Genomic DNA, 22,683 nt, shown 5'->3' on the forward strand with positions numbered 1-22,683 from the left:
TCCCGCCCGTCCTTTTTGGACGGGCGGGACGCCCATCCCACTTTCAAGAGTGGAAGTTATTTAATTCTCATTCCTAAAATACAAATCCAAGATTTAGTGAACGCGCCTCGGCTCAAAACTCGCAACTGTCGATCGATTAATTTTTGCGAGTCGGCGATACTTGATAAAGTCCTCTAACGGGCCCTGGATCAGTCGGTGAATCTTGCTGCTGTGTTGGAAGTGACTGATCTTGGAGCCCGGCGGGAGTGGGGAAACAGCCGCTCGGTTGAGGTGCTAGCTGGCAAGCTGGAGGCAATGCCATGATTGAGGCATCGAAGGGATTGACGGCATCTGGGACGCGCAGAATCGGATCGCTGGAAACTTGCCGCTGCATTACTCGTCGGTAGAAGCCGTTGATGCGACTAGCATCCCGCTCAATTTCTTTTTCGGGAAAGGCAACGACGCCGCTGGGGGAACCGATGCCTAAATAGTCGCCCAAGTAACCTTGCAAGCTGACGTTGTGGTAAAAGTCTCCTGAAGCTTGAAAAAATTGTCGGTTGAAGTCGTCGGCAATCGGGTGAAATCGCTCGGTTTGTGCTTGAGCTGGTTTGACGGATGCCAGTGCGGCAGAGGCGACAGCGAGAATCAACGCGCCGCTTAGGCTTTTTAACTTTTGACTCATATATTTGGGCCTCCTTAATTAATTCCGATTCCAATTTGACACTCCCTGACCTAAAGGACAGGGATTCTTAATTCAGCGACTGACCTTAAAATGTTGCGTCCTTTCGGCAATACTCAAACTTTTTAACGGTAGAAATCCTATCAATTAACGAGCCTGATTCGCAGTCACCCCAGAGGATCTATCTCCAAAAGCGTACTAGGATAGTGACCTAGAGTTCGGGTATGCCCTACCCTACTTAACAAGACTAAATAGTTTGTTTCTCTGGTTAAAGGAACTGTGTTAAGCCCTAGCTGTTTATAGAGTTTTCGCCGCTCTTTGTCCCCGGTTTTACGCGCCAAAGTGTGTCGTTAACTGTTTTTATGCACTCCGGGCGCAGGAGTTTAACCTTGACGGATCTAGTATACTAGAAATTTCCTGACTTTTAGGAAGGGATTTAAGAAATTAAAGCCGTCCTAGAAGGACAGGGTTTTAGACCCAATTTCCTTGATAAACTGATTAGCGGCGGATTATTTGTGTTCTTTACACGGTGTGAGTTATGGATGCTGCGGATTTAAAGGTGTTGCGCGATCGACTTCTAGATTTGTTGTGCGAGTTTGCCTATCGCGAAGGCGATTTTGTGCTGTCTTCGGGGCAGAAAAGTTCTTATTACATTAACTGCAAACCGGTGACGCTGCACGCTGAAGGTGCTTTGGCAACGGGACGTTTGCTGTTGTCGATGCTGTCGTCGGATGTGCAAGCCGTGGGCGGTTTGACTTTGGGTGCTGACCCGATTGTAACTGCAGTAAGCGTGGTTTCGGCTCTCGAAGGTCGATCGATTCCGGCGCTAATTGTCAGAAAGGAGACGAAGGGACACGGGACAATGGCGTATATTGAGGGGCCGCTGTTGCCAGAGGGGACGAATGTGGCGGTTTTGGAGGATGTGGTGACGACGGGTAAGTCGGCGATGCAGGCGGTGGAAAGGTTGCGCGGTGCGGGTTATAAGGTCGATCGCGTTTTGTCGCTGATTGACAGAGAGCAAGGTGGTGCCCAGTTTTATCAATCTGTTGGATTGGACTTTGAAACAGTTTTTACGATTAATGATCTTAAGGAATGGATTACTAGCAAGAAATAGGGAAAAGTGCGATTCCCCTCGTTACTAGGTTCTACCTGGTAACGCAGATGCTTTCGCTCTGCCTCATGTTAAAAATGGTGCAAGATATCAATCTTAACCACCCAGTTTAAGGCTATGAAAACCCTCCGTTTTATTGACTTATTCTCAGGAATAGGCGGCATGAGATTAGGGTTTGAATCCGCCGCTCGTTCTTTGAATCTGGAAACAGAATGCGTATTAAGAAGCGAAATCAATTCCGACGCTCAATTAGTTTACCAGAAAAACTTTGCCGACACACCTTTAGGCGACATCCGATTAATTGACAAACTGCCTGAACATGAAATTTTACTAGCGGGATTTCCTTGTCAGTCTTTCTCCTATGCGGGCAAAAAAGAGGGATTTGGAGACACCCGAGGCACCCTATTTTTTGAGATTGCAAGGTTAATTGATACCTTTAAACCTCAAGCATTTATTTTCGAGAACGTGCGGGGGCTTGTCAGCCACGACGGCGGCAGAACCCTCGAAACTATTAAAGGCGAAATCAAAAGCCGAGGTTACAGCTTCGATTATTTTTTGCTCAACAGCTCTAACTTTAGCTTACCTCAGAACCGCGTCCGAGTTTACCTAGTAGGAATTTTAAATGCTTCGCCCCAATTTGGCTTAATTTCTGACTTAGGCCCAAAAGATTCGCATTCCTCTAGTCATCAACAGCTATCGTTCTTTTCCCCGTTAAGTAAACCTGTCACAGTTGCAGATATTTTGGAAGACAATCCAGAACCAAAATATGATTGTTCGCCAGAATTTGTTAATGCGTTGAAACAAATAGTTAACAATGATTTCAGTCGCTTGCACGGTAGGCGGCTAATTGACTATCGCGGTGGCCATTCGATTCATTCTTGGGAACTGGGTTTGCGAGGCGAGTGCAGTTTAGACGAAATTGAATTAATGAATCTTTTTATCTTGAAAAGGCGCAATAAAGAATTTGGCGCTGACCAAGATGGCAAGCTATTAACTAAAGAGCAAATAGCTACTTTTTTTGCTCATCCCAACCTCGATGAAATTCTGGATTCCTTGGTAACAAAAAAGTACCTGCAACGGAACAACCATCAATACAAACCTGTCTCCGGTAACTTTTCCTTTGAAGTATATAAATTTCTCGATCCGCATAAGATTTCTGTAACAATTGTTGCCAGTGATGCTAATAGATTAGGAGTTTACTATCATAACCGAGTTCGCAGGATTACACCCCGCGAAACAGCACGGTTACAAGGTTTTTCCGATAGTTTTATTCTGCATCCTAATGATGATAAAGCTTATCATCAACTGGGTAATAGTGTAAGTATTAATGTAGTTAAAGCTGTTGCTCTAGAAGTTATTCAGAATGTTTTGTGTTCTACCAAACAACAAGTTAGCTCCTGGTGAATTGGGAAGGGTGAGCCGAGTATTTCCGCCCACCCGATCAATTAGCTTTGCGCTACAGGTTCCTTAGCCAAAAACTTCTCAATTCCGTCAAAGCATCGCCATCAACCTTAGATCGGTGTTTTATTGGGTGGCATTAGAAACTAGGCCTGCTCTAATTTTATCAAAATCAGCTCAGGTACTGGGATCACAAAGGAAAATAAAGTTTTCGGTGCTAAACAAGCGCAAGCTTTCAGGTTCAGAATCTCTACCAATCGACTGATTTTAGCAGAGGGAAATTATAACCTGAGTGAGATATTAACTAGAGAAGACTGTTTTAAGATGTTAGATGACGCCCAAGGAGAAGCAGTAATGATTTTACCTGCATCTATTAAAAGGAAATGGAAACTACTGGCAACAGCCTTTATTTGTCCTCTGACACTAATTGGTGTCGGCATTCAGCAACAACCGCTTCAAGCACAACAAAATCCATCTAAGACTAATGTTGCTGCTTTGCCAGATGGTATTTACCTGTACGGAGATTCGCCACAGCCCAACCAAGTTCTTCAAAACTATATCGTGTTTCAACGCCAGAACGATCGCGTCGTTGGTGCAATCTACGCGCCGCGATCGGACTTTGCGTGCTTCACGGGTAAAATTCAGGGAAATACACTCTCCGGGAAGGCAATCTCAGCCGGAAAAATTCAAACAGTTGAAATCAATACTCAGCTAACAAATCTGCATTCTATCCGCACAATTAGCTCAAACGATCGCCGCATTCTTTCAACCTGCCAACAGACAGCGCGAGCTAACATATCGCGGTAAATCTTTTACTTCGCTCAAATGGTACATTAGGCTGGCGCTGCGTTAACCCACCCTACGAATTGAAAATTTCTCGTTACCAGGCTCTGCCTGGTAATGAATATCTAGAGGCTCTGCCTCCATATTTCTCGTTACCAGGCTCTGCCTGGTAATGAATATCTAGAGGCTCTGCCTCCATTAAAAAATAGCACAAAATATGAGCTTTTACCGCCAACTTAATGGCCCTGAAAAAAATCCGTTTTATTGACTTATTCTCAGGAATAGGCGGCGTGAGATTAGTGTTTGAAGCCGCCGATCGTTCCTTGAATCGGGAAACGGAATGCCTCTTAAGCAGCGAAATCAATCCCGACGCTCAGTTAGTTTACCAGTACAGGGTAGGCGACTAATTGACTATCGCGGTAGCCATTCAATTCCTTCTTGCAAACTGGGTTTGCGAGGCTAGTGCAGAGTAGACAAAATGAGTTGCTGAAGAGTTTTATCTTGAAAAAGCGCAATAAAGAATTTGGGCATGATCCAGATGGCAAGCTATTAACTAAAGAGCAAATAGCTACTTTTTTTGCTCATCCCAATCTCGATAAAATTCTGGATTCCTTGGTAACAAAAAAGTACCTGCAAGGGAACATCGCAATTCTCCTTTTCGGAAACTGCTTTTAATCTAACCTTAAGTAAGGTGCGCCATCAGCACCCTACTTTTGAGCGGGCAGGATGCCCGCCCCACAAGAAACGAAACAGCTTTAGGATTAAGTAAGGTGAGCAATGCCCACCCTACGAATTAATCCAATTAGCTTTGGGCTACAGGTTCCTTAGCCAAAAACTTCTCTAATTCAGTCAAAGCATCGGCATCAACCTTAGTCTGCATCGGACAGAACTTAGGCCCACACATCGAACAGAATTCAGCAGTTTTATAGATATCCGCCGGCAAAGTTTCGTCGTGATATTCCTTTGCCCGTTCTGGATCTAATGACAGCTCAAATTGACGGTTCCAATCGAAATTGTAACGCGCTTTCGAGAGTTCATCATCGCGATCGCGCGCACCCGGACGACCCCGCGCAATATCTGCAGCGTGAGCCGCGATTTTGTAAGCAATCAGCCCGTTTCGGACATCCTCAGCATTCGGCAATCCTAAGTGTTCCTTCGGCGTCACGTAACACAGCATTGCAGTACCGTACCAACCAGCCATCGCCGCCCCAATTGCTGAGGTAATGTGGTCGTACCCAGGCGCAATATCTGTCACCAACGGCCCTAAAACATAGAAGGGTGCTTCGGAACATTCCTCCATTTGTTTCTTGACATTAAACTCAATTTGATCCATTGGAACGTGGCCTGGGCCTTCCACCATTACCTGCACGTCATGTTCCCAAGCTTTGCGAGTTAATTGTCCCAAAGTTTTGAGTTCAGCTAATTGAGCATCATCCGACGCATCGTGAGTGCAACCGGGGCGTAGAGAATCTCCCAAACTAAACGAAACATCGTATTTTTTGAAGATTTCAATGATGTCGTTAAAGTGAGTGTAGAGGGGATTTTGTTTGTGGTGATGCAGCATCCACCGCGCCAAAATGCCGCCACCGCGAGAGACAATCCCAGTCAACCGATTTTTTACCAACGGCAAATGCTCGATCAAAATTCCGGCGTGAATTGTTTGGTAATCAACGCCTTGTTGAGCGTGTTTGTCAATGATGTGAAGAAAGTCATTGGGGGTCAGACTTTCCATATTACCGTGAACGCTTTCTAAAGCTTGGTAAATTGGTACAGTACCGATCGGCACCGGTGAAGCTTTGATAATCGTAGTGCGAATTTCATCCAAATTCCCGCCGCCGGTGGACAAGTCCATCACGGTATCAGCGCCGTATTTCACTGCTAGTTTAAGCTTGTCAACTTCTTCTTCCATATTGGAAGAGTTGGGAGATGCACCGATATTAGCATTGACTTTGCATTTAGACGCAATACCGATCGCCATCGGTTCCAAATTTGGGTGATTGATATTAGCGGGAATAATCATCCGTCCCCGCGCTACTTCCGCGCGGATCAGTTCTGGCGGGAGATTTTCTCGCTTAGCAACAAAGTGCATTTCCTCAGTAATTACACCTTGACGGGCGTAGTGCATTTGAGATACATTGCTCTGGCCCTGACGCTTAGCGATCCATTCGGTACGCATATTTAATTTCCTTGATAAACAGCTTCCCTCCGCTGGTATTACCCAGACTCAGGTTCTAAGGGTGTTTTCTCAGCCCGGATATTCGGGCACCCCTAGCTAAGCTGTTAATAGTAGCACTGATGTCTGTACCAGATGAAGGCAATTAAGGAAATCTTAATATAAACAATGGGGTGAGGAGATCGAAAGTGCGATCCTCTTCGAGGGCTTCGCTAACGCACTTTTGGGGCTTCTGATATTTCTGCTGTTTAAAAAGTACAAGCCAGCGAAGCTATCCCGAAGGAAATCGCACCCCATTTAACAACCTAAAAACAATCACACCTCATCAGGATTAATCCCCATTTCGCGCAATTTTGCTGCTAGGCGATCGGCGCGTTGTTTTTCTTCCTCCGCGCGAAGGTGTTCTTCTCCAGCGCGAAGGCGTTCTCGTTCCGCCCGCAGGTGTTCTTCTCGGGCGCGTTCCTCTCCCATTAATAGCAAATTCCCTTCACTATCCCACCAACGCAACCAAGGTAAATTCATCTCATCATATTCACCTTGCCAAATTCCCAACTCAACTCCAAGCTGAGGAATCGGATAGCGGCCGCGCTCATTTACACTCATGCGCTGATAGCGATTATCTTCTAAATGATACATTTCTACAGCCGCTTTTTTCACTTCGTAAATGCCGTAATAAGGCACGCGAATCGCCTGTTCGTAAACCCAAAATTTGCCCACATTTTGTTCTTCTGCTTGACCGGGTTCTGGTGGCGGCGTTCTATCTCGCTCTTCTGAACCATTACCCGACACAAATTCCAAAACAATCAGCGGTGCAACGTATTCTTTCCACAATACATAAGAACGTCGCACCTCACCATTTAATAGTGGAGGAACATTCGGCACATAAAACCAATCTGGTGCTTCGGCACCGCGTTCGAGAGGGTCAGTTAAACGCCAATAAATCCCACAATCTTGACCGATGCGGTAGCGTCCGTCAGGATGAATTCGTTGCAATACTGGTCGGAGTGAATCAGTCAGAATAATGCTTTGAGGAAGTTCTTGAAAGTTTTTCACAAAAGTACCGTCCGACTCTGGTAATTCAGTGTGGTCTGGGAGATGGGTGACTTCCAATTCAAATGGTTTGGCAATAGTCATAAAACTTGCGCTGATTTGAGGAATTCAACTTATTATAGTAGAAGGAAAAAGGAAAAAGCGAAATTGGGCGAATTACAATACCCCGGTAAATCAGTAAAATTTAATCATCAAAAAGTCAGCCTAACCCAATATAAAATCACTGCTCACTTCTAAATCGGGAAAAGCCAGCGGCGCCACTTGTTGACCGCGCCAAAACTTGAGCATTAAACTATAACCGTTCGGGTCTGGCTGACGGTAGACTTCCAAACAATTTTTAACTAAACCTACCAGCCAAACTTCCTGAATGAGCGATCGCGCGTAAATGGATACTTTCACATCTCTGTCATAATCAACCGTACTATCTGAAACCTCCACTAGCAGCAAAACTTCAGACGGTATTGGATGGGCTGTGGCGTAGTAATCAGCGCGAGGTTGCAGCAATACAACATCCGGTTGAGGTTCAGTGCGATCCGTCAACTGGATAGGGTCTTGGACACCCAAAATAGCAAGATTTTGTGGAATCACGCTAAAACTGCGGATCAGTCGTCGCACACAACTTGCGTGACGAGTACCAATTGCAGCCATTTTAACAATCTCTCCTTCTATAAGTTCTACCCGATCGCCCTCGGAGAGAATACCAACCTCAGTCATCAAATGATATTCTTTTACTGTAAATAACCGTTTTTGAAGCTGAACAGACATATAACTATTCCCCTTGTTTGCAGCTTACCTAAATTTACCATAAAAAAAACCGCCCCAAACAGATGAGGTAATTCCTTGTAGCTACTGAATCCTGCGGGTTCTGGCAATTCCTTCTCTAATTTCTCTACAGTTTCACGATTGATTATTCTTGGTCTTCCCGAACCGGGTTTTTGGGATAATAATTCTTCCATTCCCCCTTGACGATAGCTAGACAATCATCTTTCATTGCAGGCTAGGTACGATGTTTCCCGACGCGCACAGAAGACGATACAGTTTGTACCGTTTGGGTTTTGGGCAAATGCAGAGATTGCTGTTGTTCTTGTCGGTGAGCATCTTTAACTCTGAGCGATAAGAGCTTTCAGTTCAGATTCTGTTTCCCCCATTTGAATCTTGACAACTCCTGACATTTTCGCTCTTTATATTTGGGTAGTAACTCACACAAAAGACATCTACTAACTTTAGCAGTTTTTTAGAAAATTGGTATAATTCCTGAAACTCATTTGAAGCTTTGTGAATTTATTTTTTTATGATATTTAATATTGTTAAACTTTCTTTACTGATTGATACAAAAATATAATTAAATGATATGCGTTTGAGCGCAATCCGATGGAGCCAAGGAGAGTAAAAACCAATAAATAAATAAATTACACTTTATTAACTTTTAATATGTTTTAAGATTTTTAGGGCATCCTAGATAGATCGGCATAGTTCGCTAAAAGCAAGCATAGCCTTTCTAAGATAGTAAACTTTTGGCTGTATAAAAAGCCTTTCTGACTCGCTGCCCTTGGCTCCTCTACGCTTTGTAGAAAATTCCTGGCAAAAACAAAGCTAACTTTTGTTGAGTAAATTGCTATGTTACAATCAGCTCTAACAATAATTAAGTTTTAAAACCGGCCTCAACCTCACGCTCAATTCCCTTGCGATCGCTAGAATAACAATGACTATCAACTTAGCTGGCTATCAATTCGTTGAAACCCTCCACAGCGGGACAAGAACTTCAGTCGATCGCGCTCGGAAGGATTCGGACTTTTCCAGCGCGATCGTCAAAACGCTAAAGGCTGAGTATCCCACTCTTTCTGACATCACCCGCTTGCGGCACGAATATCAAATTCTGCACAGCTTGAACGTAGAAGCGATCGTCAAAGCCATTAGTTTAGAAAGCTATAAAAACGGTTTAGCACTAATATTAGAAGATTCAGGCTCCGAGTCTCTCAACGATTGGATGAAGCGTAAAAAACTCACAATCATTCAATTTCTTTCTTTGGGTCTCCAGCTTGTCTCTGCCTTAGCCGAAATCCATAAACATAACATTATTCATAAAGATGTAAAGCCACAAAATATTATCATCAACCCAGCCACTGAAAAAGTTCAAATTATTGATTTCAGCATCGCTTCGCGCCTGGAACGAGAAAATTCCACGCTCAGCCATCCAGATTTGCTCGAAGGCACACTCGCCTATATGTCGCCAGAACAAACTGGCCGGATGAATCGGTCAATTGACTACCGCACTGATTTTTATTCACTAGGCGTTACCTTCTATGAAATGCTCACAGGCGAGTTGCCATTTAATTCCACAGACCCGCTGGAATTGGTACACAGCCATATTGCCAAAACTCCCATTCCCCCTCACCAGCTAAATCCTGAAATCCCACCACAAATTTCAGCGATTGCGATGAAGTTATTAGCTAAAAATGCTGAAGACCGCTACCAAAGCACTGAGGGACTAAAATTTGACTTAGAAACTTGCTTGGTAAAACTACAGGCTAGCGGATATATTTCCAACTTTGTTGTTGGAAGTGCGGATAAAGCCGGGCAATTAAATATACCGCAAAAGCTCTACGGTCGCGAGCAAGAAATTGAAAATATTCTAGAAACTTTCGATCGCGTTGCCAGTGGTTCCACCGAATTAATGCTGGTTTCCGGTTATTCCGGGATAGGCAAAACAGTTTTGGTCAATGAAGTTCACAAACCCATTGTGCGGCAACGAGGCTATTTTATTGCAGGTAAATTTGACCAGTTCAAGCGCAATATTCCTTATACTTCTCTGATTCAAGCATTCCAATCCTTAACTCAGCAACTTCTAACCGAAGGCGAAGTAGAAATCCAAACTTGGAAAGAAAAACTGTTATCCGCTTTAGGCGATAACGGACAAGTCATCATTGATGTTATCCCTCAAATCGAATTAATTATTGGCAAACAGCTACCCGTACCTGAGCTAGGGGCAACTGAAGCTCAAAACCGTTTCAGTCGCGTCTTTAAACAATTCATTGGCGTATTTACGACTATTGACCATCCCTTAGTTATCTTCCTCGATGACTTGCAGTGGGCGGATTCGGCATCGTTGAGATTAATTGAATTGCTAATAACTGATTCTGATAGCAAGTATTTATTGGTGATTGGGGCCTATCGAGATAACGAAGTTTATCCAACTCATCCGACGATGCAAACGATTGACAAGATTCGCCAAACTGGTGCGACGGTGAATAATATTGTCCTTCAACCATTACACCTGGTTCATGTCGAAGAATTAATTGCGGATACTTTAAATGAATCTGGCGGTTCGGAACCCCTGTCTGTAAAGACGCGAAATTTCGCCTCTCTACTTTTTAATAAAACGCAGGGCAATCCTTTCTTCTTAAGTCAACTCCTCAAAACTCTCTATCAAGAAGATTTGTTGACTTATAACTTCACCCCCCTAATTCCCCCTTACCAAGGGGGGACAAAGGGGGGTTGGCAATGGAATATTGAGCAAATTCAAGCGATCGGCATCACCGATTACAATGTTGTCGAGCTGATTGCTAGAAACATACGCAAATTGCCAGAGTATACACAAAAAGTATTAAAATTTGCTGCTTGTATTGGCAACACTTTTAACTTAGAAGTTTTGGCGATTGTCAATCAGGAATTATCCTTAGTCACGGCGGCGCAATTGTGGGAAGCACTTCAAGCTGGCTTGATTTTACCTTTGAGCAATGAATACAAAATTCCCCTCGTATTTAGTCAGGAAGAATCGGGCGGCTTTACCTTAACTGATGTGAAAGTTGACTACAAGTTTTTACATGACCGAGTGCAGCAAGCTGCCTATTCTTTGATTCCAGATGAGCAGAAAAAAGAAACCCACTTAAAAATCGGTCAACTGCTGCTGCAAAGTACAACGCCAGAAGACCGAAAAGAAAATATTTTCGCTTTAGTTAACCAACTCAATTATGGTACTGACTTACTTACCACTGAATCCCAAAAATATGAACTAGCCGAATTGAATCTGATTGCAGGTCAGAAAGCCAAAGCTGCTACAGCCCACGATTCCGCCGTCAAATATTTGCAAGTGGGTTTATCTCTGCTAGCGGTAGATAGCTGGGAGAATCAGTATGAACTGACATTAAGGCTGCATGAGGAAGCAGCAGAATCAGCATATTTGAGTGGTGATTTTGACGGAATGCAGAGATTCGTTGAGATAGTACAAAACTGCGCCAAAACGCTGCTGGACAAAGTGAAAGTATACGAAGTCCAGATGCAGGCTTATATAGGGCAGAACAGGCTGCTAGAAGCGGTTAATACAGCGCTACAAGTTTTAAAGCTATTAGGGGTCGAGTTTCCCTCTGAGCCGAAACCGTCCGATATTGGACAGGCACTAGGCGAAACTGCGGCAATTTTGAGTGGAACGCGAATTGAGGATTTAATTGACCTGCCTCGAATGAGCGATCGCTATAAACTAGCAGCCATCAAACTTTTATCAAGTATCTTTGCTCCTGCATATATTGCTGCTCCTACACTGTTGCCGTTGACTGTGTGCAAACAAGTAGATTTATCCGTCCAATATGGTAATGCTTCTGTTTCTCCCATTGCTTATGCCAATTATGGTCTTCTGCTTTGCGGAGTTGTGGGAGATATTGATTCGGGTTATCAGTTTGGTCAATTAGCTTTAAGTCTGCTGTCAAAGTTAAATGCTCAAGAAATCAAAGCCAAAACAGTCGTCATAGTAAATATATTTATCCGACCTTGGAAAGAGCATCTGAGACAAACATTAGAGCCTTTGCTATCAGCTTACTCTAGCGGATTGGAAATGGGAGATTTAGAATTTGGTGCTTTTGGTCTATTGGTGTACTCTTATTTCTCTTACTATACCGGCCAAGAGCTGACTTCCCTTGAAAGAGAAATGGCAATCAACAGAAATGCTATTCAGAAAATCAAGCAGAAAACAGCGCTTTATTATCACGAAATTTATTGGCAGGCTACCTTAAATCTGCTCGAAAAAAGTGAAAATACCTGCCGTCTCCAGGGTGAAGCCTGCGATGAGCAGATAAGATTGCCCCTGCACCAGGAAGCAAATGACAAAGCGGCAGTGGCCTACATATATTTAAATAAAATTATACTTTGTTATTTATTTGAAAATTACTCTGAAGCGATTGAAAATTCTGAGATAGAAGAGAAGTATTTGGACGCAGTAGTCGCAACACCTCATCTTCCTCTATTCCATTTTTACGATTCTTTAGTACGGTTAGCGGTGTATGCCCCTAGCCCCACGCCTGGGCAACATAAAATTTGCGATCGCGTACAAAGTAATCAAGAAAAAATGCAAAAATGGGCGGATTATGCCCCAATGAATCATCTGCATAAATTCTATTTGGTCGAGGCAGAAAAGCATCGGGTTTTAGGCGAAAAAGTAGAAGCAATGGAGATGTACGACAAAGCGATCGCTCTTGCTAAAGAAAACGAGTACATCAACGAAGAAGCACTAGCTCACGAACTCGCTGCTAAATTTTATTTTTCATGGGGTAAAGAAAAGATTGCCAGAACTTACATGACCGATGCTTATTATGCCTATATGCGCTGGGGAGCTTTAGCTAAAGTTAAACATCTAGAAGAAAAATACCCGCAATTAATAGCGCGAGCCTCTGTCGTCACCGAAACCCCTTTCAACCCTACGATGACAATTCCTCCTTTGACCATTACAGGCGGTCAAACCGAGTTGCTAGACTTGGCAACTGTAATGAAAGCATCTAGTGCCATTTCTAGCGAAATTGTTCTACCTAACTTGCTCACCAAGTTAATGAAAATTTTGATAGAAAACGCAGGCGCTGAAACTGGATCGCTTATTCTCTCAAAAGAGGGTCAACTTGTTATAGAAGCGGCGGGGACTCAAGATCAAGTCCGAGTGCTAGAATCTTTACCAGTATCAACTTCTGGGCAAGTGCCTATCTCGGTACTTAATTACGTCACCAGAACTCATAAAGATGTCGTTTTAAATGATTCGGGCCGCGAGGAAATCTTTAACGCCGACCCCTACATTACCCAACACAAACCAAAATCAATTTTGTGTGCGCCTATCCTATCTCAAGGTAAGTTAAGTGCCATCCTGTACCTAGAAAACAACGTGATTGCTGGCGCTTTCACGCCGAAGCGGGTAGAAGTGTTGCGGATGCTATCGGGACAAGCTGCGATCGCCTTAGAAAATGCCAACCTCTATCACACTTTAGAAGTCAAAGTAGAAGAGCGAACCGAGGAATTAAAAGCCAAAAATACGCGCCTAGAAGTAGAAATTCAAGAGCGACAGCGAGCCGAGGAAGCGGCAGAAGCCGCAAACCTCGCCAAGAGCCAATTTCTGGCCAACATGAGCCACGAACTTCGCACACCGCTCAACGGCATTTTAGGTTATACCCAAATCCTCAAACGAGACATAGATTTAACCAGTCAGCAAATTTCTGGTATTAACATCATTCATCAGTGTGGCGAACACCTCCTAACTCTAATCAATGACGTTCTAGACCTGTCCAAAATCGAAGCCGGAAAAATGGAACTCTACCTCACCGAGTTTCACCTGTCAGACTTTCTCCAAGGCATTACTGAAATCTGCCAGATTCGCGCCCAACAGAAGGGAATCTCTTTGATTTACGAACCGCTAACTCGACTTCCCACTTGCGTCCAAGCCGATGAAAAAAGATTGCGGCAAATTCTCATCAACTTACTCGGTAATGCCATAAAGTTCACCGAAAAAGGAGGCGTTAGTTTTAAAGTAGACAGAGTGAAGACTCAGCAATCTTTGTCATCACCAATCCCCAATCCCCAATCCCCAACAGCGAAATTTATTTTCCAAGTAGAAGATACAGGCATTGGCATCGGGCCGGACGAACTCTCAAAAATATTTTTGCCCTTCGAGCAAGCCAGCGGTTCAGATCGCCAGATAGAGGGAACAGGATTAGGGCTGCCAATTAGTCGCCAATTAGTGGAGATGATGGGCGGCGAACTGAAAGTACAAAGCTCTTTAGGTAAAGGCAGTATTTTCTGGTTTGAGTTAGAGTTGCCTATTACCGAAAGCTGGGGAGGGTATCAAAAAGAACCAGAAAAAATTATCAGGGGTTACTCAGGCGATCGGCGGAAAATTTTAGTCGTTGACGATCGCTGGCAAAATCGCTCTGTCCTCGTTAATCTTTTAGCTCCCATTGGGTTTGAATTAATGGAGGCAACGGACGGTCTAGACTGCGTGAATAAAGCGCTGTTCTTTCAACCTGACTGTATTATAATTGACTTAGTAATGCCAGTCATGGACGGCTTTGAAGCGGTGAGGCGGATCAGAAAAATCCCTCCATTGATGGATGTAATCGCGATCGGAACTTCTGCTAGCATTTTATCCGGCGATCCCGACAGTATTTTGCAGGCTGGTTGCAACGCTTTTCTCCTCAAACCAATTAGGGCAGAAAAGTTATTAGAATGCTTGGGCAACCATTTAGGTTTAGAATGGATTTATGAAGAGCGAACAACTTTCAGTTCAGAAGGTATCTTCACCGAACTCCCTTCCCAAATCCAAGACCAACCACTGATTGCTCCCCCTTCGGAAGAAGTTGCAGTCCTGTTCGATTTAGCCATGAAAGGTGAACTCCTCAGTATTGAGCAGCGAGCCAGCAAGCTGAAGGCAATAGATATGCGTTATGCACCTTTTGCCAATCAGTTGCTTGAATTAACCCAAAACTTTGAAGAAGACAAATTAGTAGAATTTGTTCAACAGTTTAGATGAGGAATAAAAATGACTAGCGAATCTTTAGACAGAGGCACCATTTTAATTGTGGATGATACGCCCACTAATCTGGGTTCAGTATTGGATTTTTTGACCGCATCTGGCTTCACTGTTTGGGTAGCTCGCAGTGGGTCTAGCGCTCTCAAAAAAGTGCAATATTCCCAGCCTGATTTAATTTTGTTGGATGTTCTGATGCCAGAAATGGACGGATTTAAAACCTGTCAAAATCTGAAAGCGAATGACTTAACTAAAGATATCCCAGTCATTTTTATGACCGCACTGGACGATACAGAAAGCAAAGTCCAAGGCTTTAATGTGGGGGGAGTTGATTATATCACTAAGCCCCTTCAACACGAAGAAGTTTTAGCTCGCGCTATCACGCACCTGAATCTGCGAAATCTAACTAAAAAGCTTCAGGCGCAAATTGTCGAGCGCGAGCGAGCGCAAGCCGACCTACAAGTTTTGGCACAAGAGCTAGAGACGCGAGTAGAACAGCGCACCGCTGAACTTTCCCAAACGAATGAACGCCTCAAGCAGGAGGCTGCTGAACGCAAGCTTGCAGAAGCAGCTTTGCAAGCATCGGAAGCGCGAGAGCGGCACAAAGCCCTACAGCTAGAAAATTCCCTGCACGAACTCAAGCACGTGCAAAGCCAGCTCATTCAGAGCGAAAAAATGTCCGGGCTAGGCCAGCTCGTGGCTGGCGTAGCTCATGAAATCAATAATCCAATTAATTTTATTTATGGAAATCTTTCCTATGCTCTGGAATATTCAAAAGCTTTGGTCACTATCCTTGACCTCTACGAAAAGCACTATCCTCATCCGGCTCCAGATATACAAGCAGAAATCGCAGCCAGCGAGCTAGATTATCTCAAAGACGACTTGCCTAAATTGTTCAAATCGATGTACTTAGGAGCCGATCGCATCCGCGAAATCGTTTTATCTTTGCGCCTCTTCGCACGGCAAGAAGGATATGAAATGAGAGCGGTCAACATTCACGAAGGCATGGACAGCACGCTGATGATTTTACAGAGCCGGCTAAAATTTAACTCAGACCGCCCCTCGATTGAAGTGGTGCGGGACTATTGCCCAAACCTGCCCGAAGTGGACTGTTATGGGGGAGAAATGAATCAGGTATTTATGAATATACTTGCCAATGCGATCGATGCTATTGACGAGTGGAACACGCAGAGATCGCTAGAAGAAATTAAAGCGAATCCTAGCGTGATTCGGATTAGCACAGAAGTAACAAGCAGCAATTGCGTAGCTGTCCGAATTGTGGACAATGGGCCAGGGATCTCGGAAGAGGTTCGTCGCCACGTATTTAACCCGTTTTTTACGACAAAACCCCCCGGTAAGGGCACAGGGATTGGGTTGTCGATTAGCTGGCAAATTGTAGTGGAAAAACACCGGGGAAGCTTGGGGTGTATTTCTGCACCAGGCGGGGGAACAGAGTTTACTATTGAGATTCCGCTTCAGCAGGAGTCTCCTGTCTTGTCGCTGTCAGCTTGATATAAGTAGTAGGACACAATTAATTACACAAAAATTTGGGCTACAAGCCTTGTCTAGTAAAAAATCAGCAAAAAATCAGTGTGTAATTAATTCTGTCCAATTACTTAATGTCGGGTATCTTCATCCCTCATTGTGCGCTGTGATATCATTTCCGGTAACACCGGAATGATGTTGACGGTTCACTGTTGACGGTTCACTGTTGACGGTTCACTGTTGACGGTTCACTGTTCACTGTTCACTGTTCACTGTTCACTGTTCACTGTTCACTGTTCACGGTTGACGGTGAACAGTGAACTGGAATTTACTATTCCGATGCTAACAGATTTGATATGATGCGCCATCGCGGGGTTTGTGCGATTGCCCATCACAGCGCACAATTACCAACAAGAAAATTCGGGTGTCCACGTAGCGGTGTAGGCTACAGCTAATATCATTTCCGGTAACACCCGAATGATGTTGACGGTTGACTGTTCACAGTGAACAGTCAACCGTCAACAGTCAACAGTCAACTCGAATTTACTATTCCGATGAAGAGTGGATTTGATATAACTAACTGTCCGAAGATTCATCTGATTGTGGCTGTTTCTGAGTATCTTTTTCCCCGGCAATAAATCCTTCTGTATCCTGCTTTAATTCTGATACAATTGCGCCTCGATCGCGCCAAGCTTCGGCATTTTCGGGCTTGATGGCAATAGCTCGATCGTAAGCTGCCATTGCTTCCTCATAGCGCTTTAATTCTGACAAAGCTGTACCCAAGTGGTGCCAAGCATCGTAGGAGTCTGGCTTAATAGCAATCGCTTTCTCATAAGCTGCGATCGCTTCTTCATGGCGCTGCAATTTTGCTAAAGATTCCCCTTTGGCAAACCAAGCTTCGTAACACTCCGAATTAAGAGTAATTGCTGATTCGTAAGAGGCAATTGCTGCTTCGTGCTGCGATAGTTTCTCGAAAGCTACGCCTCGGTTGTGCCACACTTCAAAATCCTGCGGTTTAAGGGCTATTGCTTTGTCGTAGGATTCGATCGATTCTTGATATCGCTGCATTTTTCCGAGCACAGCAGCTCTATTGTACCAAACTTCGTATTTGTCGGGTCGGATGCCGCTCGCCCGATCGTAAGAATCAATAGCATCACTGTAGCGGAGGAGTCTCCACAGCATATTGCCTCGATTGTACCAAGTTTCGTATCTGTTGGGATTGAGATCAATAGCGCGATCGTAAGAATCAACTGCTGCTGCGTACTGTTGTACTTTTGCCAGCATCGCACCTCGGTTGTGCCAAAGTTCGCTGTCGGTTGCTTTGATAGCCAGGGCGCGATCGTAACTGGCGATCGCTTCTTCGTAATGCTGCAATTGACCCAACAAAGCCGCTATACTGTGCCAACAAGCGTATTTTCTGGATTCGCTCGAACTTGCTCGCTCGTAACAGGCGATCGCCTCTTCGTACTTCTGCAATTTGCCCAGCAAACTCGCTTTATTATACCATGCTTCGTAGTTATCCGGTTTAATTAATATTGCTTGGTCGTAACAGGCGAGTGCTTCTTCCATACGCTGCAATTTTACTAACACATTTCCGCGCCAATACCAAGCCTCATTCAAAAATTTATTCGCTAAAACAGCTTTTTCCAAACAGACTAATGCTTCATCATAATTGCCTTGAAAATACAGCCCTTCGGCTTGCTTGATATAATCGTCAGCAATCAATTTTTCGTCGTTAGCAGGTGCCGTTTGCGATTTTTGGGAATTGTTTAAGGCCGGTTGAGGTGCGATTTTGAGAGCTTCTTTGGCAACAACTGCGGGAACTTGGGAAATTTCTTGAACAATTTGATATTTTTTCTCGTCAACTTCTCTCAGCAAAACTTGCAGGTGCATGATAAATTGAGATTTGAGAGTCTCAATTTGCTCGACGGAAGATTTGGAAACTTCAGTTTCTCTAGTTAAAAAATCAAGGGATTGTTTAGCTGCACCCATTTGCGCTTCTAATTCATCCCTCAACTTTTGAGTCAGTTGGCTAGAATTTCTGAGTTCGGATTCCAATACACCAATGCCCTGCAATCGTTTATTGGCATCAGCCACCAACTGTTTGATTATCAGCCGTCGCATCATCCAAAAAAATGCAATTGTCACTGGTGGAAATACAGTACCAAGAATTAGCAAAATATTGAGCAGAGTTATGGTACTATTAAAACCATATCCAGATTCAGCACTGCCACTAGACGGGGAGATAAAAGCTAAAACCTCGCGAACTTGAGGATTGCTTTCAGCCCCGGTTTCGATTAATTTAGCCAGCCAGGTTTCTTGTAAAGATTTTGTTAGTTCATCGCCGGATGCAGCAGGAGTATTCGCCTTGGTTTTGGCACTAGCAGATACATCGGGTTGAGCGGCCGCTACCAGCAAACCTGTCGGCGATTTTACAGCCATTCGCGGGGAAAATTGTTCGTGGGCGATCGTCTCAGGCTCGCTAATTGACTCAGCCCGACGGGATACGGTAATATTTGGGGAAAATTGTTCGTGGGCGATCGTCTCAGGCTCACTAATTGACTCAGCCGGACGCGATTCAGTATTATTTACGGCATCAACAACGTTGCTAGCTTGCGGTGTCTCAGGAGAAATAGGAGGTGCAGCAGGATTGGCGCTAGTATTAGCAGTTAAATTGTGGGATGCGAGGGCAGCCAGAGTCAAGAGAGCTAGATTAGAGACGCGCATAAACGTCAACTCATTTAGGAGAAATTAGTGCTTGGTTGTCAGCGATCGGGCGATCGAACTCATACTCTCAGCAGTTAGAATAGCTGACATGAGGAATGCTGACTTACTATCTCCAAAATACGGGCGGAGTCTGACTTTTCAGGAAAAGTGCCAATAATTCTGGCTGTGGAACTTTTGTCCAAAAATATATTCTCGCGCCTAATCCGGTTGAATAACCCTCGGAATCATCATTAGGCTGGTAGGGCCGGGTTCACCAATCTGCACAATTACCCACATATCCGGGTGAACCCGCCCCAACCGACCCGATTTTTAACTCTAAACCTTAGCTAAAATCGCTTCCGGCTGCTGACTTTGTGCTACCACTTCCTCTAAATCAGCACCGTAAATTTCACAGCTATTATTCGGACTTTCAATCAGCTTAATTTTGTGCAACTCTGCGCCCAATTCTCGAACGGGCGATCGCAATAATTGCCCGATCCGAACTGCAATATTCTCCGCAGTTGGCACAACGTTCTCAAAATAAGCAATATCCTTATTTAAAAAAGTGTGATCGAAAGGTTCAACAACATAATCGTCAACGGCTTTTTGCAAAGCTCCCAAATCAGCAATCATGCCAGTCCGCGCATCCATTTCCCCTTTAACAGTCACCTCTAAATGATAATTGTGACCGTGACCGTTGGGACGAGCACATTTGCCGTAAATTTCCGAGTTTTCTTCAAAGCTCAAATCGGGACGAGCCAACCGATGGGCGGCGCTAAAATGAGTGGACAAAGTTAGATAAGCTTCCATTCCGTTTCCTAAATATTCAGCCCAAAGTTCGGGATGTTCAAACAATTGAATTTTGCTCAGAGGTAAATGAGGGGCTAGCCGCAGCCAAATTTGCCGTGCTATGTTTTCGGTAGTTGGCAGAGTCTGCTCAAATTCCGGCCACGCTTCGTTGAGAAAGGAAAAATCGAGATCCTTGGTAACTTCCCGTTTGATGACGTGCTTGACATCAGACAGGTTGAGCACCATGCCGTACTCGTCGAGTTCGCCTATCATGGAAACGTCAAGGACGTAATTGTGTCCGTGTCCCGGTGCGCGGGCAGTTGGGCCAAACCGTTCAAAGTTCTCGGCTTCGCTTAACTCCGGCAGCCAGTACCGGTGACTCGCCGAAAACTGTGCCCGACGATTGATGATGCACTGCATAAAAGTCAAGTAGGGTAAGCTTGTTAAGTTCTGTAAAGGACTCGCTTCTTAAGGATAAACTAATTTTTGCTGGAATTTTTCGATTATTTGAGGGTGCTGTAAATGAATTTCTACCAATTTTCCCAATATTGGCAACACGTCGCCGATCGCGCCGCCGGGCCCATTTTACGCTACAACACAGATATCCGGCAGAAAATACCGCTACAAAACAGTTTCTCGCCATCAGTTGCTAACCCATCAGTTACGAGCCTTTGAGAAAGTACGCGCGTGCGGATCTATCCCAAAGGGAATTGACCTTTTTGCCAGACAGGAAACTCCACAGTTGGAGTTTTTCACCTAAGCTCTGCAATAGTTAGCAGGTTACGGTTCAGTTGCGCTCAAAACTAATCATATCAACTCCGCTAGCATCGTCGGGCGTAAAATCGAATCCACAGTCAATACTCAGCTATTATTCAGTTTTTCGACCCGGAGTTAACACTCAACCGTTAACAGTCAACCGTCAACCGTCAACCGTCAACTGTCAACTGTCAACAATAATTCCCGTGCAACCGGAATTGATATCACTCATTACCAATCACCAATTACCCATTACCAAATATTAATGAATTGGATTACTGCACGAGCCGATCGCTTTTTTGAAAATTTGTCTGGTGCGACAACAACCCCGCTCTTTTATATCGGGGACGCTCATCTGTCCATCAGTGCGATCGTCCAACTGATAATTTTAGCTATATTTGCCTTAATTATAGCTAAGATTATCAGCGAAGGAATCAAGCGCAGCGTGCTAGTTCGCATGGGATTGGATCGCGGCAGTCGAGAAGCAATTTCCACTATAATTAGCTATATTTTAGCAACCCTTGGCTGTATATTTGTCCTGCAAGGTGCCGGCATCAACCTCACTTCTCTCACCGTCTTAGCTGGCGTTGTCGGCATTGGTTTCGGCTTCGGCTTGCAAAATCTCGCCAGCAACTTTATCAGCGGTCTCACCCTGCTATTCGAGCACCAAATTAGAGTCGGAGACTTTATTGAAATAGACAAGTTATTAGGAACAGTAGAAAGAATTTCGATTCGCTCTACAATTATTAAAACAATTGACGGTCTATTTGTAATTATACCAAATATTAAGTTTGTCGAAACTAACATTATTAACTGGAGTTACAAAGACCCCAGATGCCGCATCCACATCCCTGTCGGCGTTGCTTACGGATCTGACCCAGTAATAGTTACAGAAGCGCTGTTAATTGCGGCACGGATGGAATCGAATGTCTTGTCCCATCCTTCTCCTAAAGTATGGTTTCGCGGTTTTGGAGATAACGCTTTAAATTTTGAACTTTTAGTTTGGATTGACCAGCCACAGGAAAGCGATGCCATTAAAAGTGCAGTTAATTTTTTAATAGATTACGAATTCCGCCACCGCAATATCGAAATTCCCTTTCCCCAGCGGGATTTGTGGCTGCGAAACCCGACAGAGTTAACTCAACTTTTTCACAATAACAAAGACGATAATTCCAACGGCAAAGTTTTTCCGCTGAATGCAAAACATTCAGCAGAACTCAAACCTAATGCCACGGTTTCTGACCCTAAAAAATCAGGGTCTAAATCGCCTAGTAATTGGACGCTGCGAGATTTGTTGCGACGAGTAACTTATTTTGAACAGTGTACGGATTTAGAACTGCGACAGTTAATTGAATACGGCTATCGACAACTGTTTTCAGCGGGACAGGTTGTATGTAAAGAAGATGACCCTGGGGATTCTTTTTATATTATTCTTTCTGGTACTGTAGAAGTTCTTTCTCAAAAAGCAGATCAGTATATTGCTACGCTTCATGAGGGCGAGTTTTTTGGGGAAATATCTTTGCTATTGGGAACTCCGAGAACGGCAACTGTTAAAACTAGCGAAGATGCAATTTTGTTTGTGGTGGAACGCCACGACTTGCAAAAACTTTTAATAGAACAGCCGAATTTAGCAGATCAGATTGCTCAAAAATTGTCGGAACGCCAGCAAGCTTTGAGAGATTTGGGATTGTTAGATGGCGACTCTCTGGGACAAACTCCTTTTATTAAAATTCGCAAGCGAATTCAAGTTCTTTTTGGAATTTGATACGGAAAGGAAGTTCGGCAGCGGATTCTGTAACGGATGTAACGGATGTAACGGATGTCCGTCGGAATAAGGAAGAGGGAAGAGGGAACAATGGGAGCATCTCCTATTTGTAAAAACACTTCTTCTGCCTCCTTCCTTCTTCCTTCTTGCTCTTTCCTCCTGGCTCCTGGCTCCTGGCTCCTAACTCCAATTTCTAGCTTGCCTGCTTTCATTGAGAGGCTCCCGGAACAATCTG

At 44.2% G+C, this 22,683-nt stretch carries 17 protein-coding genes and 1 riboswitch; of the genes, 9 read left to right on the forward strand and 8 right to left on the reverse strand.

The features are described 5' to 3' along the window. Positions 1-136 precede the first annotated feature (136 nt). A complete protein-coding gene (locus QUA16_RS05430; RefSeq protein ID WP_333102213.1) occupies positions 137-661 on the reverse strand; it encodes a hypothetical protein in 525 nt (174 codons plus the stop codon). Positions 662-1,196: 535 nt separating this feature from the next. Between QUA16_RS05430 and pyrE the strand changes: the two genes are divergently transcribed. From pyrE to QUA16_RS05450, 4 genes are all read left to right on the forward strand, one after another. Next, on the forward strand, positions 1,197-1,772 hold the full coding sequence (gene pyrE, locus QUA16_RS05435; RefSeq protein WP_333102214.1) for an orotate phosphoribosyltransferase: 576 nt from the start codon (positions 1,197-1,199) through the stop codon (positions 1,770-1,772). Positions 1,773-1,886: 114 nt separating this feature from the next. Continuing rightward, positions 1,887-3,173: a DNA (cytosine-5-)-methyltransferase gene (dcm, locus tag QUA16_RS05440; RefSeq protein WP_333102215.1), complete on the forward strand. Its 1,287-nt coding sequence runs from the start codon at positions 1,887-1,889 to the stop codon at positions 3,171-3,173. A 318-nt stretch (positions 3,174-3,491) separates the two neighbouring features. Then, positions 3,492-3,974: a hypothetical protein gene (locus QUA16_RS05445; RefSeq protein ID WP_333102216.1), complete on the forward strand. Its 483-nt coding sequence runs from the start codon at positions 3,492-3,494 to the stop codon at positions 3,972-3,974. Between the two features lie 266 nt (positions 3,975-4,240). Continuing rightward, positions 4,241-4,357 carry a hypothetical protein gene (locus QUA16_RS05450; RefSeq protein WP_333102217.1) on the forward strand — a complete coding sequence of 39 codons (117 nt, stop codon included), beginning with the start codon at positions 4,241-4,243 and terminating at the stop codon, positions 4,355-4,357. 395 nt (positions 4,358-4,752) lie between these two features. Here the strand turns inward: QUA16_RS05450 and thiC are convergent, their stop codons facing one another. The 4 genes from thiC to QUA16_RS05470 all read right to left on the reverse strand — a co-directional run bounded on the left by thiC (position 4,753) and on the right by QUA16_RS05470 (position 8,129). After that, positions 4,753-6,126: a phosphomethylpyrimidine synthase ThiC gene (gene thiC / locus QUA16_RS05455; RefSeq protein ID WP_333102218.1), complete on the reverse strand. Its 1,374-nt coding sequence runs from the start codon at positions 6,124-6,126 to the stop codon at positions 4,753-4,755. Positions 6,127-6,133: 7 nt separating this feature from the next. Beyond that, positions 6,134-6,230: riboswitch (TPP riboswitch) on the reverse strand. A gap of 208 nt (positions 6,231-6,438) precedes the next feature. Then, entirely contained in the window at positions 6,439-7,257 is an 819-nt protein-coding gene (locus QUA16_RS05460) for a Uma2 family endonuclease (RefSeq protein ID WP_333102219.1), read from the reverse strand. A 120-nt stretch (positions 7,258-7,377) separates the two neighbouring features. After that, the gene (locus QUA16_RS05465; RefSeq protein WP_333102220.1) at positions 7,378-7,938 is read right to left on the reverse strand and encodes a Uma2 family endonuclease; all 561 of its coding nucleotides are present in this window, start codon (positions 7,936-7,938) and stop codon (positions 7,378-7,380) included. After that, a complete protein-coding gene (locus QUA16_RS05470; protein WP_333102221.1) occupies positions 7,902-8,129 on the reverse strand; it encodes a hypothetical protein in 228 nt (75 codons plus the stop codon). Before QUA16_RS05470 ends, QUA16_RS05465 begins: the two co-directional genes overlap by 37 nt. Before the next feature lie 746 nt (positions 8,130-8,875). Between QUA16_RS05470 and QUA16_RS05475 the strand changes: the two genes are divergently transcribed. Together QUA16_RS05475 and QUA16_RS05480 are read left to right on the forward strand one after the other, a co-directional pair. Then, on the forward strand, positions 8,876-14,950 hold the full coding sequence (locus tag QUA16_RS05475) for an AAA family ATPase (RefSeq protein ID WP_333102222.1): 6,075 nt from the start codon (positions 8,876-8,878) through the stop codon (positions 14,948-14,950). A 9-nt stretch (positions 14,951-14,959) separates the two neighbouring features. Beyond that, on the forward strand, positions 14,960-16,459 hold the full coding sequence (locus QUA16_RS05480) for a response regulator (RefSeq protein WP_333102223.1): 1,500 nt from the start codon (positions 14,960-14,962) through the stop codon (positions 16,457-16,459). A 549-nt stretch (positions 16,460-17,008) separates the two neighbouring features. Here QUA16_RS05480 and QUA16_RS05485 read toward each other — a convergent pair. Continuing rightward, positions 17,009-19,159 carry a tetratricopeptide repeat protein gene (locus QUA16_RS05485; RefSeq protein WP_333102224.1) on the reverse strand — a complete coding sequence of 717 codons (2,151 nt, stop codon included), beginning with the start codon at positions 19,157-19,159 and terminating at the stop codon, positions 17,009-17,011. 31 nt (positions 19,160-19,190) lie between these two features. Between QUA16_RS05485 and QUA16_RS05490 the strand changes: the two genes are divergently transcribed. After that, positions 19,191-19,316, forward strand: a complete 126-nt coding sequence (locus QUA16_RS05490; RefSeq protein ID WP_333102225.1) for a hypothetical protein — start codon at positions 19,191-19,193, stop codon at positions 19,314-19,316. 158 nt (positions 19,317-19,474) lie between these two features. Here QUA16_RS05490 and QUA16_RS05495 read toward each other — a convergent pair whose 3' ends face one another. After that, the gene (locus tag QUA16_RS05495; RefSeq protein ID WP_333102226.1) at positions 19,475-20,347 is read right to left on the reverse strand and encodes a 6-carboxytetrahydropterin synthase; all 873 of its coding nucleotides are present in this window, start codon (positions 20,345-20,347) and stop codon (positions 19,475-19,477) included. Positions 20,348-20,449: 102 nt separating this feature from the next. On the opposite strand from QUA16_RS05495, the gene QUA16_RS05500 reads away from it, so the two are divergent. Further along, positions 20,450-20,602 (forward strand): hypothetical protein, encoded by a 153-nt coding sequence (locus tag QUA16_RS05500; RefSeq protein WP_333102227.1) that lies wholly within the window; start codon positions 20,450-20,452, stop codon positions 20,600-20,602. A 346-nt stretch (positions 20,603-20,948) separates the two neighbouring features. Then, the gene (locus tag QUA16_RS05505; protein ID WP_333102228.1) at positions 20,949-22,448 is read left to right on the forward strand and encodes a cyclic nucleotide-binding domain-containing protein; all 1,500 of its coding nucleotides are present in this window, start codon (positions 20,949-20,951) and stop codon (positions 22,446-22,448) included. Here QUA16_RS05505 and QUA16_RS05510 read toward each other — a convergent pair. Further along, on the reverse strand, positions 22,427-22,660 hold the full coding sequence (locus tag QUA16_RS05510) for a hypothetical protein (protein ID WP_333102229.1): 234 nt from the start codon (positions 22,658-22,660) through the stop codon (positions 22,427-22,429). The genes QUA16_RS05505 and QUA16_RS05510 overlap by 22 nt on opposite strands. Positions 22,661-22,683 lie beyond the last annotated feature (23 nt).

Origin of the sequence: Microcoleus sp. S13_C3 (assembly GCF_036700905.1) — a bacterium.
GTDB lineage: Bacteria > Cyanobacteriota > Cyanobacteriia > Cyanobacteriales > Microcoleaceae > Microcoleus.